Genomic DNA, 17202 nt, shown 5'->3' on the forward strand with positions numbered 1-17202 from the left:
GCTGTTCTTGATCGCGGACATCAACCAATCGCCCTGAGCCTCGTGCGGCACGCCCTTGGTGATGGCGTTCAGGGCGTCGATGCCGGCGCGGGTGTATTTCTCGTAGGTGTCGTTGCCGGTTCTGCCGACATCGACGGCGGCACCGATCAAGCCTTGCGCGACGAAGTGGGGGGCGGTCGTTACCGGCCCGGTCCATGTCGTGACAACGCGGAGGCAATGACCGTAGGCCTTCTGTGTTGCGCGCATGAAATGACGACGGTCGCCGCGGTCAAAGCCGCAAACGACCATCAGGTCGTCAAGGCTATGACGTGGGAGTTCAGGGCGGTCGTCGGCGCTGCCGAAGAACCTCAAGGGTTTGCCGTTGATCTCGGCGACGTGGGCGGGGATGACAGCGGCGCTCATTGATGAGCCTCGCTCGGCATGCTTCCGACACATGCAATGCCGCGGTCCGCGAGCGTCGCGATGCGGTTCGAGAATGCCAGTTCGCAGACGAGCTGCGCGGTCGAAGGTGGCAGGCGGAAGCGTCGACGGACCCACTCTTCAGGTCGCGCCGGAATCGGAGTTTGTGCGGTGTATGCTGTGATCATGACGTCTCCAGGTTTGGGAGACGCCGCGGCAGGGAATTGTTGATTTCCACCGTGAAACAAGTCATACAGCGAGTGTCGAAGTCGCTTGTGGTCTTGTTTCGCGCCGTCCATCGGGAATTCCCGTGGGCGGCGTTTCTACGAGTGGGTGGACAATTCCGGGTCGGCGTAGACGCTGATCCGATGGGCCATTTACGCAGCCTCTTTCGGTTCGATCCCAAGCATCTTGCGAAGCGCCGTCGCCGGCACGCGGATCGAGCCGCCGACTTTGATCGTCGGGATGTCACCCTTCTTAGCGGCTGCGTAGGTCGAGTTTCGCGAGATGCGAAGGGCCTGGCCCGTATGCGGCCAGAGCGGCAACGACTGTTCATTGCGAATGGCGGTTTCCAGCTCGGCTGGCGAGATGTGCGCGTTCATAGTGGCAGCCTCATTATCGTTATGCTAACTAACGAATAGCAACCTGCCATGCTCAATCCCTGCTTGTCAAACTTTTCGTTATAGTATCTAACGATATTCGACAGCATGAACGGGGACGCAATATGACGGTTCTTAAGAGGAAGGGCCGGCCGCCTAAGTCCGACAACGGGACGGTGGTCGTCGGCGCGATGCGGATCGACGCCGAGGTCTACGAGGCCCTGAGACTTGAGGCTGAAGAAAATGGGCGGTCGGTCACCGCTCAGGCGGAGCGGCGCCTTAAGCAACGCGAGCCGAACGGCACCGACATCGGTCGAGTGATCGACATGGCGATCGACGCTATCCAGCACCGCGCCGAAGGGAAGACGTGGGCCGATGATGCTGGCGTTAGGCTTCAGTGCCGGGCTGCCATTGATCAACTCGCTGACCTGATGCTGGGAGAGCTCCCGCAAGGCGCGGCCGCCGCATTCGATCAAGACCAGATTGACGGAGCGATGACCGGAGACGAGACGCTGAGGTCCGTCAAAGGAACGACTTTCGAGTTTGATTGATGGATCCCTCACGCCCTCGTCACCGCTCACCATCTTCATCCGCCATTGCGTTAGCGCTACAATGACATTATTATGGTGGTATTAAAAGGTATCATATAGGACTGCTAGGCTTAACAGAGGAAGTTCGATGGGCAGACGACAGGAGAGCGTGATGAGAGAGGATGCTAACCGTCCGCGCACACGTCCGACCTGGCTGCCGATTGGTTGCTGGCCGGCCGAGATGCGAGCCGAGACCGCGGCCGGTTATGTCGACGAACCCTCCGTGAACTCCTTCATGGTGAAGGTTGAGCGCGGCATCTATTGCCAGCCCGTGCGGATGACCGGATGCCTTCCGAAGTGGAATCGCGAGAAGCTGGACACTGACCTACGGCGCCGCCACAATCTCATGGCTGTCGGCGGCGAGGTCGTCGAAGACATCTCGGATCTGATCTGATGCCGAAGCGCAAACCCGCCGGCTGGCCCAGGTACATGGTGCCCAAGCGTTTAGCCTCAGGAAGCGTCGCCTATTACTGGTCGATGCCGACTTGGGCGAAAAAGAATGGATGCACGATCGGCTCGCTCGCCCTCGGCGGCGACTACGGCGTAGCCAAAGCTCGCTGCGATGAGATCATCAACCCCCAGTTCGACGCTTGGCGTTCTAAGGGGGCATTTCCGGCCAACCCCGTCTCGAACCACGGCACATTCGATTGGATGGTCGGCGTCTACAAGCGCAGCCCTCAATACAAGAAGCTGAAGCCGGGTACGCGTGCCGACTACGATCGCGCACTTCAGGACGTCTCTCAGCTGCCCCTGAAGGACGGAAAGCGGCGCATTGGCGAGATGAGCCTCAAGAGCATAACGCCAGGCGGTGCGGACAAGATCTACGATCGCTTGAAAATCAATGCCGACGGCGAAGCGAGAGAACGCTCGGCCAAGGCATCGATCGTGTGCTGCAAGCTCGCTTGGACCACGGCGTGGCGCAGCGAACCGAAGGCGATCCCGTCCATCAATCCCTTCAAGGGTGTGAAGATGGATTACGTAGCGGAGGCAACGCGGCCGGTAACGCATGACGAGCTGTTGCGCTTCGTTGCCGCCGCCGATACGGAAGGCGAGTCTTCGATCGGCACCGCGGCCATGCTGGCGTTCTACTGGCTTCAGCGTCAGACCGACATCCTCAACGGCCTGTCTTGGGGGCACTACAAGCCGGACGGGAAGCCGATCGCCAAGATCTGGCACCACAAGACGGGAGCCGAGGTCGACCTTCCCCTCTTCGACGACGCCGGGCTGCCACTCTGGCCCGAACTTATGGAGCGCCTGGACAGCCTCGAGCGCCGCGGGACGCTGATTGTCATGCGCGACAACGAGGACCGCACCAGGAAGACGTTTCTGCCCTGGAAAGAGGACTATTTCCGGCATCGAGTGGCCGACATTCGCGCCGCCGCCGGGATAGACTCCGACGTGAAGTTCATGGGGCTGCGTCACGGCGGCAATACCGAGGGCGCCGACGCCGATCTATCCGACGCCCAGCTCCGCGCCTTAAGCGGGCACAAGAGCGCGGCTATGGTCCATCTCTACGCGAAGGCGACCATGAAGCAGCGGCGCGAGGGCGCCAGGAAACGGCGTGATGCGCGGGCCGAAGGCCGTTCCAGCGAAAAGTAGGGGATCGGCCACGCTATTTGTTGCGAATATCGCAACTTGCGGACACTGCGCTCGTTGCGTTTATTGCGAATACGTATTAGTTTCTCTGGCCTGGGGAGATAGCTATGACCGTGCCAGCCTTTGCCGAGAAGCTCGGTGATCGTCTGCCGTCCGAGAGCGAAAGGGCGGCTGCAAATCAGCTACGAAAGGTACTGGCTGCGCACGCAGCCGGTGCCGTGCTGAGCGTGCTGGACGAAGAAACCAAGAAGCCTTCTGAGATTACGCTAACGCCGGCCTTGTCCAATTTGCTTACCGAGTTGCTGCGGCATGTCGGGCGAGGCGATGCAGTCACGCTTGTGCCAGTGAGCCAGATGCTCACGACCCAGCAGGCTGCCGACATTCTGAATATATCGCGTCCGTTCTTGATCACGCTTCTTGAGAAAAACGAGATTGCGCACGTTCTGGTGGGCCGGCATCGGAGGATCAAGGCCGAACATTTATTTGCGTTTAAGCGCGCTCGAGACACCAAACGAAGCAAGGCTCTAGACGATCTCGCAGAACTGGACGGGGAGCACCTCTAAGTCTTGTTCGCCAATCGGTTCACGGCTTTCGTAGACGCCTGCGCCCTTACTGGGGCGCTGAAGCGAAACCTCCTCCTGACGCTAGCGGAAGCGGAATTCTTTCGCCTCCGCTGGTCTGGGAAGGTTTTGGACGAAACCCAAGCCGCAATCGAAAAGATACTGGTGGGCAAAGGTGCGCCGGACGCCGTCGTCAGGGCTGGCCGTGCTCGGAGCAGCATGCAGGACGCTTTTGAAGAAGCGTTGGTCGACGACTTCGATACTTTCATGTGCCTCTGTGATGGGCTTCCTGATCCGAACGACGTCCACGTCGTTGCGGCCGCACTCAAGACTCAGGCCGCGATGATCGTCACCGACAATTTGAAGCATTTCCCCGAATCCCTCATGAGCCCACTCAACATAGAAGCGCGATCGCCAGACGCGTTTATCGCGGACACGATTGCACTCGACCCAGGACGAGCAGTGGCCGCGATCAGCCGAATGCGACTGCGATTGAAAAGACCTGAAAAAACGCCCGATATGCTGCTGCTCGATATGGAAGCGTCAGGACTGATCGAAACCGTGGACGCGCTGAGGGCGCACGTGAGGTCCCTTTAACCCGACTTCGAATAGAACAAAGAAAGCCCGTTTGTCGGAATGACCCGCTGACCTCCTGTCGGAATACGACAAAGGGCGACCCGGAGGCCGCCCTTAAGTCTTTGATCTTGCTGGAAGAAAATGGTGGGCGCGCACAGGCTCGAACTGTGGACCCGCTGATTAAGAGTCAGCTGCTCTACCAACTGAGCTACGCGCCCAGCAAGATCATCCGCCGCTCGCGAAGACGTCCGCGGCGAAGGCGTGCCACATAACAAGCGGGGCGGGCCGTGTCCACCCTTGGCAGGGAAAAAGTCCGGGAAATCGCTAGGACGGCTTAGCTTCCGCTGTGACGCGGGCGAACCATGCGTCACGCGGCAGCGGGCGTCGCTGGCGCCCGTCACGATCGCGGGCGACGCGTGTCGAGCCCGGTTCGGCGCCAATGCGGTGGCGCAGACCGACGGCCACCGGACCGCTTGCGGGGGCAAACAAGTCTGTTGCGCCGATCGGTCCGGGCGGCGGGTCTTGCCTTGGCCCGGCGCGGCGCTCATCCTGGCGTGTCGCGACGGGATCGCAGGGCGCTGCAGGCGGTGACGCGTGACGCAGAGTGACACGAAAATGTCGAGTTTCGCGCCGCGGTTTTGCAAACAAGCCACACACGACGTGGCTGGATCCGGTGGGAGCCGCAAGCTGTGGCGCCCCTTGCACCGCCTTCGGCGGTCCCCCTCCCCGGCGCTGCGCGCAGGGGAAGATAAGAACCCCAGCCAGACGTCAACTGGCGAGGGTATCGGGGCGGAGCTTGGCGCGCTTGACCATCAGCTTGTTCAAGGCGGCGATGTAGGCGCGGGCCGAGGCCACCAAGGTGTCTGGATCGGCGCCCCGCGCCGTGACCTGCTTCTCGCCCTCCACGAGGCGCACGGAGACCTCCGCCTGCGCGTCGGTGCCCCGCGTCACCGCGTGGACCTGATAGAGGTCCAGCACGGCGTTGTGCGGCACCAGCGTGACGATGGCGTTGAAGATCGCATCGACCGGGCCGTTGCCCTCCGCCTTGAAGGTTTTGAGCGCGCCGTCGACGTCGAGGGCGATCTCGGCCGACTGCGGGCCGGTGGTGCCGGCGATCACGGCAAGGCTCGCCAGCGTGATGCGCTCGTTCTTGTGGCCGATTTCATCGTCGACGAGAGCCTCGATGTCCTCGTCGTAGACGATCTTCTTCTTGTCGGCCAAATCCTTGAACCGGGTGAAGGCGTCCTGAAGCGCGTTGTCGCCGAGGACGTAGCCCATGTCCTTCAGCTTCTCCTTAAAAGCATGCCGGCCGGAGTGCTTGCCCATCACCAGCGACGTCTTGGCGACGCCGACGCTTTCCGGGGTCATGATCTCGTAGGTCGAGGCATTTTTGAGCATGCCGTCCTGGTGGATGCCGCTCTCATGCGCAAAGGCGTTCCGACCGACGATGGCCTTGTTGTACTGCACCGGAAACGAGGTCACGGCGGAGACGAGCTTCGAAGCGCGCGTCAGCATGGTCGCGTCGATGCCGCTGGAATAGTGCAGCGCGTCGGGGCGGGTCTTGATCGCCATCACCACCTCTTCCAAGGCGGCATTGCCGGCCCGCTCGCCGAGGCCGTTGATGGTGCATTCGATCTGTCGGGCGCCACCGGCGACGCCGGCGAGCGAGTTGGCCATCGCCAGGCCGAGGTCGTCGTGGCAATGCACCGAAAACACCGCCTTGTCGGCGTTGGGCACGCGCTCGCGCACGTTGCGGAACATCGCCTCGTATTCGGCAGGCACGGCGTAGCCGACGGTATCGGGCAGGTTGATGGTGGTGGCGCCGGCCTTGATCGCGGCCTCGACGCAGCGGCAGAGGTAGTCGAGCGGGGTGCGGGTGGCGTCCATCGCCGACCATTCGACATCGCCGACGAGGTTGCGGGCCTGGGTCACCGTGCGGGAAATAATCTCCAGCACCTGCTCCTGGCTCTTGTTCATCTGGTGCGCGAGGTGGATCGGCGAGGTCGAGACGAAGGTGTGGATGCGTGGGCTCACCGCGTGCCGCACCGCCTCGCCGCAGCGGGCGATATCGCCCTCGATGGCGCGGGCGAGGCCAGCGATGGTGGCGCGCTTGGTGGCCTTGGCGATGGCCGAGACGGCTTCGAAATCACCTTCGGACGCGATCGGGAAGCCGGCCTCGATGATGTCGACGCCCATCGCGTCGAGAAGCGCGGCAACTTCGAGCTTGTCCTCGAAGGTCATGGTGGCGCCGGGGCACTGCTCGCCGTCGCGCAAGGTGGTGTCGAAGATGACGATCGGCGACTTGGCGTCGGCAATCGGCGGTTGGGTTGCGGTGGTCATGGAAACGATCCTGAAAGCGGAAGGGGATTCTGGTTGCGAAACAATCCCCTGAGCGCCCAGGCGAAACGCCCGGCCGGCCCTCAGGGGCGGCTAAGAAGCCCGCGCGCAAGCAGGCCGCCGGAGAGCAGGAACTGCTCCAGGACCAGACGGGCGTCGGTGGACGCCAGGATTTCGCGATTCATCCGCATGATGCTCATCATACGCCAGCAGGCGGCCTCAGGACAAGCCGGCTTTCGGCCCTGGCCGACGGACTCAGCGCCGCCGCCGCCAGATGCCGCGCCGCGCCGCCTGCGCGCCTTGCTGCGCCGCCAAAAGATCGGCCGGCGCGTCGTCGGTCGCCGGACTGCCGCCATTCGTCAGGATCGTCGTGGCGAGATCGTCGCCATCGACGGTGCAGCGGTAGGTCGCGCCGGCCGCCGGCGTGCAGACGACCTCGCGGCGGCGGAGGTAGCGCGCGAGACTGCGCACCGGGCGGCCCGTCACCGGCGCAACGCCCTGCAGGCGGATCGGACGGCCATCGATATCGAAGCTGGCCGTGTCCGTCACATCGGCGTCGCCGGTGATGGCGCCGGTCTTGTCCCGGTCAGCGTCCTTGGTCTCCGCCGCGGCTTCGACGATCGGCGCGGGCGCCGTCTTGGACGCGGCCGCCGGCACCGCGACGACGCTCTTTTTCGCCGCCGCGGTTCGGCGCGCGCCCAGGATCTTTTCCGCATCGGCGACGAAATCGTGCCAGATCTTGGCCGGGACGTCGCCGCCGGTCACGCCGTTCATCGGGCTGTTGTCGTCGTTGCCGGTCCAGACGCCGACGGTGATGTCCGGCCCGCTGCCGATGAACCAGGCGTCGCGAAAATCCTGGGTCGTGCCGGTCTTGCCGCCTGTCGGCACCGCGAGCTGCGCGGCGCGCCCGGTGCCCTCGCGGACGACGTCGGACAGCAATTCGCGCATCGCGAGTTTCGCCGCGTCGGGCTCCGTGTCGCCGGCATATTGCTGCGGCCGGTTGAACAAAACCTTGTCGCCGCTGGCGATGCGGCGCACGAGGAACGGCTCGACGCTGTCCTGGTCGGATGCCACGGTGGCGTAGGCGCGGGTCATTTCCATCAGGCTGATGCCGGCTGTTCCCAACGCAAGGCTCGGAACATTGGGCAGATCGGACGTGACGCCGAGCTCGTGCGCGGTCTTGATGACGGTGGGGATCCCCACCTTCTGGCCGAGCTGCGCCGCGACGGTGTTGAGGGAATGAGCGAACGCGAGATGCAGCGGGATCGCGCCGCGATAGCCTTTTTCGAAATTGTGCGGCTGCCAGTCGCCGATCTCGACGGGCTGATCGACGACAGTCGTGTCCGGCGTCGCGCCCTGGCGCAGCGCGGTGAGATAGACGAACAGTTTGAACAGCGACCCAACTTGGCGCTTCGCCATCGTCGCGCGGTTGAAGCCGCTGTCGTCGTAGTCGCGGCCGCCGACCATCGCGAGGATGGCGCCGTCCGGTCCGAGCGCGACAAGCGCGGCCTGGCCGATGTTCTTGCGGACGCCTTCGCCTTCGAGATAGCGATCGATGACCCGCTCGGCGAGCTCCTGCATCGCCGGGACGATGGTCGTGCTCGCGGTAACGTCCACGGCGGCATTGCCGACAAGCGCCTTGATGTCGCCGGCCGCGACGTCGACGGCATAGCCGGATCCCGACGGCGTTTCCGGCAGCACCTTCAGGGTCGCGGGGTGCGCGCGGGCGGCATCCGCATCGGCCTGCGACGCCACGCCTGTTTCGACCATGGCGCGGAGCACGAGGGTGGCGCGGGTCTGCGCCGCTTCGAGATTGCGATGCGGCGCCAATTGGCTCGGGGCGCGGACGAGCCCCGCCATCATCGCGGCTTCCGGCAGGGTGAGATCGCGCGCACTCTTGCCGAAATAGCGCTGGGCCGCCGCGTCGACGCCATAAGCCCCGGCGCCGAAATAGGCGGCGTTGAGATAGCGGCCGAGGATCTCCTGCTTGCTCAGGTGGTGCTCGAGCCAGAGCGCGATCATCGCTTCCTGGACCTTGCGCTTCAAGGTGCGGTCCGGCGACAGCAGGGTCAGGCGGGCCAGCTGTTGGGTCAGCGTGCTCGCGCCCTCCTTGCCGCGCCCGCGGAGGACGTCACGAAAGATGGCGCGGGCCATGCCATGCGGATCGAGCGCGCCATGGCTGAAGAACCGGCGGTCTTCGATGGCGACGATCGCGGTCTTGAGAACCTGCGGGATCTCGTCGGCGGTCAGCTTCTCGCCGCGGGGCGTGCCGCGGGTGGCGAGTTCGCTGCCATCCGCGGCCTGGACGAGAACGCCGCTGCCTGTCGCATCGCCGGACACGCCGCCGTCCGTCGGGATCTCGAAGACGCAATCGGCGAGATAGCCGAAGACCAGGATTAGCAGGACTACGGCAGCCGTCGCGACATGGGCGCGACGCGGGACGAGACGGCGTGCGGCATTCAGCTCAACAGAAGAACCCGTGCGTGGATTGATTGGCGCCGGACGCAGGCGCCGCCACACCGAAACGATCGGAACAGGAAGCACGACAGGGCCGAGCGAGCGCCTGCGTTCCCAAAGCCGCCGCCCCGTCGCCGAGAGCCAGGCCGCCATGCGCTCCAGCCAGGCGGCATCGATCAACCGGTCGACGGCGGATTCGTGAGATTCCGGTTCGAGTTGATCAGGCAACCGGCGTATCCATCGACAGGGCTGGACGTTTATTGCCAAGCTTACGGCCATGGAACGGCGGTGCCGCCTGCATTGTTCCAAATGTGTTTTTTTGAAATGCCGGGACGATCGCGTGCGTGATCTGTGAACGTCGCAAAGCAAGCGATACTCAAATGGTTCGCACCGGTCTAAACTAGGCTGATCTTGGGAGACCATCCGTCATATGACCCGCATTCTTCTTCCCCTCGCCGTCCTCAGCCTCGCCGCCATGCTCGGCGGCTGCAACGAAACCAATGGCGGCGCCGGTCCCGTTGTCTCCGCGCCAATCGGGCCGACCGCCTACAAGCTGCCGCCCGGCGCCGGATGCACCGGGGAGATCAACAAGTACCAGGACGTGCTTAGGGCCGATCTGGCGAGCGGCAACGTCGCGCAGAGCGTCTACGACGCGATCCAGCGCGATCTGACGCGCGCGGCGTCGGCCTGCGAGGCCGGGCGCGAGGGTGAGGCACGCTCGATCATCGCGGCGACGAAAGCGAAGCACGGGTACAAGGCGTAGGGACTTGAGGCTCAGTCAGATCTGCAGAGCTAAGCCCAATGCTGGCTGAGAGCGCCTTACTTTTTTCGTGCACAACAAATGTCCACTTTACCGCCCTTCTATATGCGGCGATAAACTGCCGTATTCAGAAGGTTCGATATCGCTGTTTTAAGATGCTTCACAGGCAACTACTGATCAGCATTTATATTCAATCCATCATTAGCCAATCACTGGTTTAGCCCGCCGAATCAATCATTCCATATCTTCGATTAGTTATACGCTCGAACTGTATACGCTGATCAGCAGGGTCAAGAATTTTCTGCACACAACCTACAAAGTGCCTCTTGGCTACGACAAGTTCGCGCCTGATATTCATGTTGTTTTTAGCATTCAGATAATCAATTTTTCCCAAGCATACATAGGCTTTGACCAAACCGTCTAAAACCTCATGCCGATAGCCCTTAAATCCTTCGTCTTTATCTTTACCATGATCATCAATTTCAATATTTGGAAAAAACCATCTACCTTTATCTACCATTGTCGACAAAGATATCCTTAAACGGTGACGGCGATCGAAATATGATTCTCCGCCAATTTTAGATGGGTCCAAATCGCACAAATGAATAGATTCAGTCAAATTATCAGCTACCTGATCCGCCCACTTTCTGAAATTATCAAAATATTTAATGCGCAAGTCAAACAGATCTCGTTCATCTTTTCGACTCGACAGTATCGAACTCACGATTGCTGATGCGAGCGCGACCATTGCGCTTCCTAGACTTACTAAAACCGTCGGATTTTCTAGTTCTGCTAGCCAGTTCATCCGTACTCAGGCTTGGCCTGTCCCTTGAAAGATTGGTAACGGCAACACCTTTGATTGCAGATCAGAAGTTAAGCAAGACGGCCGAACAACTTAAACCAGATTTGATTGGCCAAATGGCGGGCTAGTGCCCCGCCATATACCCCGGTAGCCATTCCTCGTGCGCCGCGCGGATGGCGGCGAGCGGGACGGCAGGCTCGGCGCCCAGGATCAGAAAATCCCCGCCGGTGCTGCCGATGCGCAGGAACGGCACGCTGGCGGCACCGGCTTCGATCAGCAGCGTCGCGGCCTCGGCCTCCGACGCCACCACGACGTAGCGGCCCTGGTCCTCGCCGAACAGCCAGGCGTGGGTGGCCACATCGGCCGGCACGTCGATCGACGCACCGATCTTGCCGCTCACCGCCATCTCGGCGAGTGCGATGGCGAGCCCGCCGTCGGAAATATCGTGCACGGCGCTGACCCGTTTGCCGAGAATCAGCCCGCGGACGAAATCGCCGTTGGCGCGCTCGGCCGCGAGATCGACGGGCGGCGGGGCGCCCTCTTCCCGGCCGCAAATATCGCGGAGATAGACGGACTGGCCGAGCCAGCCGGCCGTCGCACCGATCAGTAAAATGGCCTCGTCGGCGCGCTTGAACGAAGGCGACATGCTGAGCGCAACGTCACTTATGACGCCGACACCGCCGATCGAGGGCGTCGGCAGGATGCCCTTGCCAGCACTCTCGTTGTAGAGCGAGACGTTGCCGGAAACGATCGGGAAGTCGAGCGCGCGGCAGGCCTCGCCGATGCCTTGGATGCAGCCGACCAGTTGCCCCATCACTTCGGGCTTTTCCGGGTTGCCGAAGTTCAAGTTGTCGGTCGCCGCGCGCGGCGTGGCGCCGGAGGCCGTGATATTGCGCCAGGCTTCGGCCACCGCCTGCTTGCCGCCTTCGACCGGGTCGGCCTCGCAATAGCGCTGCGTCACGTCCGTGGTCAGCGCCAGCCCCTTGGGGCCGTCACCGATGCGGATCACCGCGGCGTCGCCGCCGGGGCGCTGCACGCTGTTGCCGAGGATGAGATGATCGTACTGCTGCCATACCCAGCGCTTCGAGCAGAGGTCGGGCGAGGCCAGCAGCGTCAGCAGCGCCTCGACGTCGCCCATCGGCGCCTTGACCGACGCGGAATCGAGCACCGGCAGCTTCGGCGAGGCGATATGAGGCCTGTCATACAATGGCGCCTCGTCGCCAAGCTCCTTGATCGGCAGGTCCACCTTTACCTCACCGCCATGCTTGACGACGAAGCGCAGCGTATCGGTGGTCTTGCCGATCACCGCGAAGTCGAGCCCCCATTTGCGGAAGATCGCCTCGGCGACCGCGCGTTTGCTGGGATCGAGCACCATGAGCATGCGCTCCTGGCTTTCCGACAGCATCATCTCGTAGGCGGTCATGCCGGTCTCGCGGCAGGGCACGGTGTCGAGATCGAGCTCGATACCGAGGTCGCCCTTGGCCCCCATCTCGACCGCCGAGGAGGTGAGGCCAGCGGCGCCCATGTCCTGGATGGCGACGACGGCGCCGGTCTTCATCAGCTCGAGACAGGCCTCCAGCAGCAGCTTTTCCGCGAAGGGGTCGCCGACCTGGACGGTCGGGCGCTTCTCCTCGGCGTCGGCTTCGAAGGACGCGGAGGCCATGGTCGCGCCATGGATGCCGTCGCGGCCGGTTTTGGAGCCGAGATAGACGATCGGATTCCCCACGCCTGTGGCGGTGGCGTAAAAAATCTCGTCGGTGCGGGCGATGCCGACCGCCATCGCGTTGACCAGGATGTTGCCGTCGTAGCGGCTATGAAAGTTGGTCGAGCCGCCGACGGTGGGCACGCCAAAGCTGTTGCCGTAGCCGCCGATGCCGGCGACGACGCCGGCCACGAGATGACGCGTCTTGGGATGCTCCGGCGCGCCGAAGCGCAACAAATTCAAGCAGGCCACCGGCCGCGCGCCCATGGTGAAAACGTCGCGCAGAATGCCACCGACGCCGGTGCCTGCGCCCTGGTAGGGCTCGATATAGGAGGGATGGTTGTGGCTCTCCATTTTGAAGATGCAGGCATCGCCGTCGCCGATGTCGATCACGCCGGCGTTCTCGCCCGGCCCCTGGATCACCCACGGCGCCTTGGTCGGCAAGGTGCGCAGATGCAGGCGCGAGGACTTGTAGGAACAATGCTCGTTCCACATCGCGGAGAAGATGCCGAGTTCGGTGAAGCTCGGCACGCGCCCGATCAGCGCGAGAAGGCGCTCGTATTCGTCGGGCTTGAGGCCATGGCTGGCGACGAGGTCGGGCGTGATTTCGGGTTCGACAGTCACGGGGCTCTCTGGAACGAAGGGCGGGAGTCCGTGCTCTCTTAGCCAGCCGGGAGCACTTTGTCGCCCCCTCGTGGGCCGATCACCGGCCTGACGAGCGGCCGCTTTTGTGGCGCGTACCGCGATCGCGACGCGCCGCTGCATGGCAGCCGGGTGCGGCGACGATGCAGGCAACTTTGACCGGCATGTCCTGTTGGCCCGTCCAGTCACCTGCACCTGTCGTCAAAGGGAGTTTCCGATGGACACCTACGAGAAGAACGCACCGTCGCGCCGCGCAATTGTCGGAGGTGCCGGGATAGCGCTTGCCGCCTCGGCCGGACAGGCCGGCGCGCAGAGCCCACCGCCCGCCGCGGCCCCGCTGCAGGACCCGACGTCGAAATATCCGAAGCCGCCGTACAAAAAACAGTCCCAGCCCTGGCCCGGCCTCGCCAACAAGATGGATCCCAAACCCGATCACGGGGAGACCTCCTACAAGGGATCCGGCCGGCTCGCCGGCCGTCGCGCGCTGATCACCGGCGGCGATTCCGGCATGGGGCGGGCTGCCGCGATCGCCTTCGCCCGCGAAGGCGCGGATGTCGTGATCAACTATCTGCCGGCCGAGCAATCCGATGCCGATGAGGTCATCGCGCTCATGAAGGCCGCCGGGCGCAACGCCTTGGCGATACCCGGCGATCTTCGTGACGAGGCATTCTGCCAGAAACTCGTCGCCGATGCTGTGCAGGGCCTCGGCGGTCTCGACATCGTCGTCAGCAACGCCGGCCGACAGCAGGCGCACGACTCGATCCTCGACATCTCGACCGAGCAGTTCGACTGGACGATGAAGACAAATATCTACGCGCCGTTCTGGATCATCAAGGCGGCGCTGCCGCACCTGCAGCCGGGCTCCGCGATCATCGCCACGACATCGGAACAGGCTTACGACCCGACACCCGACCTCTACGACTACGCGCAGACCAAGGCGGCGACGATGAATTTCGTGAAATCGCTGGCCAAGCAGCTCGGCCCCAAAGGCATTCGCGTGAACGGCGTGGCGCCGGGCCCGATCTGGACGCCGCTGCAGGTCAGCGGCGGCGCGTCGATGCAGAAGCTGGAAAATTTTGGCTCGATGACACCCCTTGGACGCCCCGGCCAGCCGGCCGAACTCGCGGGCATCTATGTGCAGCTGGCGTCGAGCGAGGGCAGCTACGCCACCGGGCAGGTCTATGGCGCGGCGGGCGGAAGCGGGCAGCCGTAAACCGCAGGGGTTGCAGTCTTCGCGAGCCGGAGGCGAAGCAACCCAGAGCCGCAAACCTCAAGTTGTGCTGAGGCTCCTGGGTTGCTTCGCTTGGCTCGCAAAGACGTTTTAAACCAACCAAATCTCGACCATCTGCCAAACGAAAAGGCCGCTGCTCAGGAGCAGCGGCCTTTTTTTAGCAAATCAACGTCCGTTGCTTACGGGATCGAAACGACCGGCGTTCCGACCTTCACGCGGCTGTAGAGATCCACCACGTCTTCGTTGAGCATGCGGATGCAGCCGTAGGAGGCCGAAGTGCCGACAGAGGCGCGCATCTTGGCGGAGGTGCCGTGGATGGCGATTTCGGATAGCTTGAGGGTGAGCGCCGCGGCACCCATCGGGTTGTTGGCGGCGCCGCCAGCGATCACCGATGGGAGCTCGGGATGGTCGCGCGAGACGCTTTCCGGCGGCGACCATGCCGGCTCGACGAACTTGCCTTCGATGAAGGTCTGGCCGCGCCAAGCCTTGCCGGTCTTGCCGATCGCCACGGGATAGCGCAGCGCGGTGCCGTCGCCATTGGTGAGATACAGCTTCCGCTCGCTCTGCTTGATGATGATCATGCCAGCCGGATAAGTCGGCGGCACGGCGACGGTCTGGCTCGCGCTGGCCGGCGCGGCGGCGCATAGCGTGAGGGCGACAACGCATGACGTAAGGCTCAGACCAGCCACGCGGCTGATGCTCTTCACAATGTCCATGATATCCCCACCGGACGAAAATTTACGGCAGCGCGACGGCGACCGACCTGTGGGGGAACACTAGCAAAGCGAAGTCAAAGCGGGGTTAAAACCTTAGCGAAGGCGGCAAAAGCTTGGGCGTTGTTGCCGCGGAGTCGCACATTGGCCGCGCTGCGATCACGGCTTCGTCATTTTTGCGGGTGTTCCGCAACACTGCCGGTTTTTTTACATCCGGCAGCGTCGCACGTTTTGGCCGCTACGCGGATTTTTGCGTCGGTTTCTGCTCGCTCGGGCGATTCGAAATCAGGTCGTCGACGACCGACGGATCGGCCAAGGTCGAGGTATCGCCCAGCGCACCGATCTCGTTTTCGGCGATCTTGCGCAGGATGCGGCGCATGATCTTGCCCGACCGGGTCTTCGGCAAGCCCGGCGCGAACTGAATGATGTCGGGCGAGGCGATCGGCCCGATGTCGCGACGCACCCAGGCGACGAGTTCTTTGCGCAATTCCTCAGACGGGCTTTGCCCTTCCATCAGGGTGACATAGGCGTAGATGCCCTGCCCCTTGATGTCGTGCGGAAAGCCGACCACCGCCGCCTCCGACACTTTGCCATGGGCTGCAAGCGAACTCTCGACCTCGGCCGTGCCCATGCGGTGGCCGGAGACGTTGATGACGTCGTCGACGCGGCCGGTGATCCAGTAATAACCGTCGGCGTCGCGCCGGCAGCCGTCGCCGGTGAAATATTTTCCGGGATAGGTCGAGAAATAGGTCTGCACGAAACGCTCGTGGTCGCCGTACACGGTACGCATCTGGCCGGGCCAGGAGCGGGCGATGACCAGATTGCCCTCGCAGACGCCGTCTTGGACGGTGCCTTCGGCATCGACCACTTCCGGCAGCACGCCGAAGAACGGCGTCGTCGCCGAGCCTGGCTTGAGCGTCGTCACGCCCGGCAGCGGTGTGATCAGGTGGCCGCCGGTCTCGGTCTGCCACCATGTATCGACGATCGGGCAACGGCCCTCGCCGACGACGTTGTGGTACCACTCCCAGGCCTCCGGGTTGATCGGCTCGCCGACCGTGCCGAGAATGCGCAGGCTCGTGCGGCTGGTCCGCTTCACCGGCTCGTCGCCTGCCCCCATCAGCGAGCGGATGGCGGTCGGCGCGGTGTAGAAGATGTTGACCTTGTGCTTGTCGACGACGTCCCAGAAGCGCGAGATGGACGGATAGTTCGGCACGCCCTCGAACATCAGCGTCGTCGCGCCGTTGGCGAGCGGGCCGTAGACGATGTAGCTGTGCCCGGTCACCCAGCCGACGTCGGCGGTGCACCAATAGACGTCGCCGTCATGATAGTCGAAGACGTACTGGTGGGTAATCGCGGCGTAGACGAGATAACCGGCCGTGGTATGGACGACGCCCTTCGGCGCGCCGGTCGAGCCCGACGTGAAGAGAATGAACAGCGGATCCTCCGCATTCATCTCCGCCGGCGGGCAATCGGGCGAGGCAGCCGCGACGGCTTCCTCGTAAGCGACGTCGCGGCCTTCGGTCCAGGCGACCTTGCCGCCGGTCCGCTTGACGACGATCATCGTCTCGACGATCCCGCCGCTCTTTTCCGCCGCGGCATCGGCGTTGACCTTCAGCGGCACCTTCTTGCCGCCGCGCAGGCCCTCGTCCGCGGTGATGACGATCTTGGACTTGCAGCCGCTGATGCGCCCGGCCAGCGCATCCGGGGAAAAGCCGCCGAACACGATGGAATGGACGGCGCCGATCCGCGCGCAGGCGAGCATCGCGTAGGCCGCCTCGGGGATCATCGGCAGGTAAATGGTGACCGTGTCGCCCTTCTTGACGCCCTTGTCCTTGAGGACATTGGCGAAACGGCAGACGTGCTCGTGCAATTCCTTATAGGTGATGGACTTGGAGTTCTCGGGATCGTCGCCTTCCCAGATCAGGGCGACCTGATCGCCGCGCGTGGCGAGGTGCCGGTCGATGCAGTTCGCCGCCACGTTGGTAGTGCCGTCCTCGAACCACTTGATCGAGACATTTTCGGCATCGAATGAGCAGTTCATCACCTTGGTGAACGGCTTGACCCAGTCGATGCGCTTGCCGTGCTCGGCCCAGAACCCGTCGGGATCGGACAGCGAGCGGGCGTACATGTCCTTGTAGCCCGCCGCGTCGATCAGGGCATGCGCCGCGACATCGGCAGGAACAGGATAGGTTTTCTCGGACACGTCTTGCCTCCCTAACGCTTTTCACAGTGCCCCGC

The 17202-nt window shown here is 63.2% G+C and carries 16 protein-coding genes and 1 tRNA gene; 7 read left to right on the forward strand and 10 right to left on the reverse strand.

Annotated features, from left to right (window positions below; all coding sequences use genetic code 11):
• The 3 genes from GSQ79_RS22850 to GSQ79_RS22860 all read right to left on the reverse strand — a co-directional run.
• Window positions 1-402 (reverse strand): hypothetical protein (locus GSQ79_RS22850; protein WP_158811086.1); only part of this gene is annotated, 402 nt, incomplete at its 3' end.
• On the reverse strand, window positions 399-698 hold the full coding sequence (locus GSQ79_RS22855) for a hypothetical protein (RefSeq protein ID WP_158811087.1): 300 nt from the start codon (window positions 696-698) through the stop codon (window positions 399-401). The genes GSQ79_RS22850 and GSQ79_RS22855, both read right to left, overlap by 4 nt.
• A gap of 78 nt (window positions 699-776) precedes the next feature.
• Window positions 777-1001, reverse strand: coding sequence for a helix-turn-helix domain-containing protein (locus tag GSQ79_RS22860; protein ID WP_246725518.1), 225 nt, complete (start codon window positions 999-1001; stop codon window positions 777-779).
• 122 nt (window positions 1002-1123) lie between these two features.
• Here GSQ79_RS22860 and GSQ79_RS22865 point away from each other — a divergent pair, with 122 nt between their 5' ends.
• The 5 genes from GSQ79_RS22865 (at window position 1124) to GSQ79_RS22885 (ending at window position 4341) form a co-directional block, all read left to right on the forward strand.
• Complete coding sequence (locus GSQ79_RS22865; protein WP_158811088.1) at window positions 1124-1549, forward strand: hypothetical protein; 426 nt, start codon at window positions 1124-1126, stop codon at window positions 1547-1549.
• Between the two features lie 151 nt (window positions 1550-1700).
• Window positions 1701-1982: a hypothetical protein gene (locus GSQ79_RS22870; protein ID WP_158811089.1), complete on the forward strand. Its 282-nt coding sequence runs from the start codon at window positions 1701-1703 to the stop codon at window positions 1980-1982.
• A complete protein-coding gene (locus GSQ79_RS22875; protein ID WP_158811090.1) occupies window positions 1982-3187 on the forward strand; it encodes a tyrosine-type recombinase/integrase in 1206 nt (401 codons plus the stop codon). The genes GSQ79_RS22870 and GSQ79_RS22875 overlap by 1 nt, the downstream gene beginning before the upstream one ends.
• Window positions 3188-3291: 104 nt before the next feature.
• Window positions 3292-3747, forward strand: coding sequence for a helix-turn-helix domain-containing protein (locus GSQ79_RS22880; RefSeq protein ID WP_158811091.1), 456 nt, complete (start codon window positions 3292-3294; stop codon window positions 3745-3747).
• 3 nt (window positions 3748-3750) lie between these two features.
• The gene (locus tag GSQ79_RS22885) at window positions 3751-4341 is read left to right on the forward strand and encodes a PIN domain-containing protein (protein WP_158811092.1); all 591 of its coding nucleotides are present in this window, start codon (window positions 3751-3753) and stop codon (window positions 4339-4341) included.
• A 121-nt stretch (window positions 4342-4462) separates the two neighbouring features.
• Here GSQ79_RS22885 and GSQ79_RS22890 read toward each other — a convergent pair.
• From GSQ79_RS22890 to GSQ79_RS22900, 3 genes are all read right to left on the reverse strand, one after another.
• Window positions 4463-4538, reverse strand: a tRNA-Lys gene (locus GSQ79_RS22890).
• Between the two features lie 550 nt (window positions 4539-5088).
• Entirely contained in the window at window positions 5089-6660 is a 1572-nt protein-coding gene (locus GSQ79_RS22895) for a 2-isopropylmalate synthase (RefSeq protein ID WP_158811093.1), read from the reverse strand.
• 252 nt (window positions 6661-6912) lie between these two features.
• The gene (locus tag GSQ79_RS22900) at window positions 6913-9342 is read right to left on the reverse strand and encodes a transglycosylase domain-containing protein (protein ID WP_158811094.1); all 2430 of its coding nucleotides are present in this window, start codon (window positions 9340-9342) and stop codon (window positions 6913-6915) included.
• Between the two features lie 202 nt (window positions 9343-9544).
• On the opposite strand from GSQ79_RS22900, the gene GSQ79_RS22905 reads away from it, so the two are divergent.
• The gene (locus GSQ79_RS22905) at window positions 9545-9877 is read left to right on the forward strand and encodes a hypothetical protein (RefSeq protein ID WP_158811095.1); all 333 of its coding nucleotides are present in this window, start codon (window positions 9545-9547) and stop codon (window positions 9875-9877) included.
• Window positions 9878-10091: 214 nt separating this feature from the next.
• On the opposite strand, the gene GSQ79_RS22910 is transcribed toward GSQ79_RS22905, so the two are convergent.
• Both GSQ79_RS22910 and purL read right to left on the reverse strand, forming a co-directional pair.
• On the reverse strand, window positions 10092-10679 hold the full coding sequence (locus GSQ79_RS22910; protein ID WP_158811096.1) for a hypothetical protein: 588 nt from the start codon (window positions 10677-10679) through the stop codon (window positions 10092-10094).
• Between the two features lie 121 nt (window positions 10680-10800).
• On the reverse strand, window positions 10801-13002 hold the full coding sequence (gene purL / locus GSQ79_RS22915) for a phosphoribosylformylglycinamidine synthase subunit PurL (protein WP_246725519.1): 2202 nt from the start codon (window positions 13000-13002) through the stop codon (window positions 10801-10803).
• A gap of 235 nt (window positions 13003-13237) precedes the next feature.
• Here purL and GSQ79_RS22920 point away from each other — a divergent pair, with 235 nt between their 5' ends.
• Window positions 13238-14233, forward strand: a complete 996-nt coding sequence (locus GSQ79_RS22920) for an SDR family oxidoreductase (protein ID WP_158811098.1) — start codon at window positions 13238-13240, stop codon at window positions 14231-14233.
• A 197-nt stretch (window positions 14234-14430) separates the two neighbouring features.
• On the opposite strand, the gene GSQ79_RS22925 is transcribed toward GSQ79_RS22920, so the two are convergent.
• The gene (locus tag GSQ79_RS22925) at window positions 14431-14967 is read right to left on the reverse strand and encodes a L,D-transpeptidase (RefSeq protein WP_158811099.1); all 537 of its coding nucleotides are present in this window, start codon (window positions 14965-14967) and stop codon (window positions 14431-14433) included.
• Between the two features lie 235 nt (window positions 14968-15202).
• Complete coding sequence (gene acs, locus GSQ79_RS22930; protein ID WP_158811100.1) at window positions 15203-17167, reverse strand: acetate--CoA ligase; 1965 nt, start codon at window positions 17165-17167, stop codon at window positions 15203-15205.
• Window positions 17168-17202: the final 35 nt, after the last annotated feature.

This window comes from Beijerinckia sp. L45 (assembly GCF_009765775.1).
GTDB lineage: Bacteria > Pseudomonadota > Alphaproteobacteria > Rhizobiales > Beijerinckiaceae > RH-AL1.

What these genes read in the sequence shown, in the direction of transcription:
- GSQ79_RS22855 (WP_158811087.1), bottom strand. Translation starts at nt 698, where the DNA reads ATGGACGGCGCGAAACAAGACCACAAGCGACTTCGACACTCGCTGTAT.
- GSQ79_RS22860 (WP_246725518.1), bottom strand. Translation starts at nt 1,001, where the DNA reads ATGAACGCGCACATCTCGCCAGCCGAGCTGGAAACCGCCATTCGCAAT.
- GSQ79_RS22865 (WP_158811088.1), top strand. Translation starts at nt 1,124, where the DNA reads ATGACGGTTCTTAAGAGGAAGGGCCGGCCGCCTAAGTCCGACAACGGG.
- GSQ79_RS22870 (WP_158811089.1), top strand. Translation starts at nt 1,701, where the DNA reads ATGAGAGAGGATGCTAACCGTCCGCGCACACGTCCGACCTGGCTGCCG.
- GSQ79_RS22875 (WP_158811090.1), top strand. Translation starts at nt 1,982, where the DNA reads ATGCCGAAGCGCAAACCCGCCGGCTGGCCCAGGTACATGGTGCCCAAG.
- GSQ79_RS22880 (WP_158811091.1), top strand. Translation starts at nt 3,292, where the DNA reads ATGACCGTGCCAGCCTTTGCCGAGAAGCTCGGTGATCGTCTGCCGTCC.
- GSQ79_RS22895 (WP_158811093.1), bottom strand. Translation starts at nt 6,660, where the DNA reads ATGACCACCGCAACCCAACCGCCGATTGCCGACGCCAAGTCGCCGATC.
- GSQ79_RS22905 (WP_158811095.1), top strand. Translation starts at nt 9,545, where the DNA reads ATGACCCGCATTCTTCTTCCCCTCGCCGTCCTCAGCCTCGCCGCCATG.
- GSQ79_RS22910 (WP_158811096.1), bottom strand. Translation starts at nt 10,679, where the DNA reads ATGAACTGGCTAGCAGAACTAGAAAATCCGACGGTTTTAGTAAGTCTA.
- GSQ79_RS22920 (WP_158811098.1), top strand. Translation starts at nt 13,238, where the DNA reads ATGGACACCTACGAGAAGAACGCACCGTCGCGCCGCGCAATTGTCGGA.
- GSQ79_RS22925 (WP_158811099.1), bottom strand. Translation starts at nt 14,967, where the DNA reads ATGGACATTGTGAAGAGCATCAGCCGCGTGGCTGGTCTGAGCCTTACG.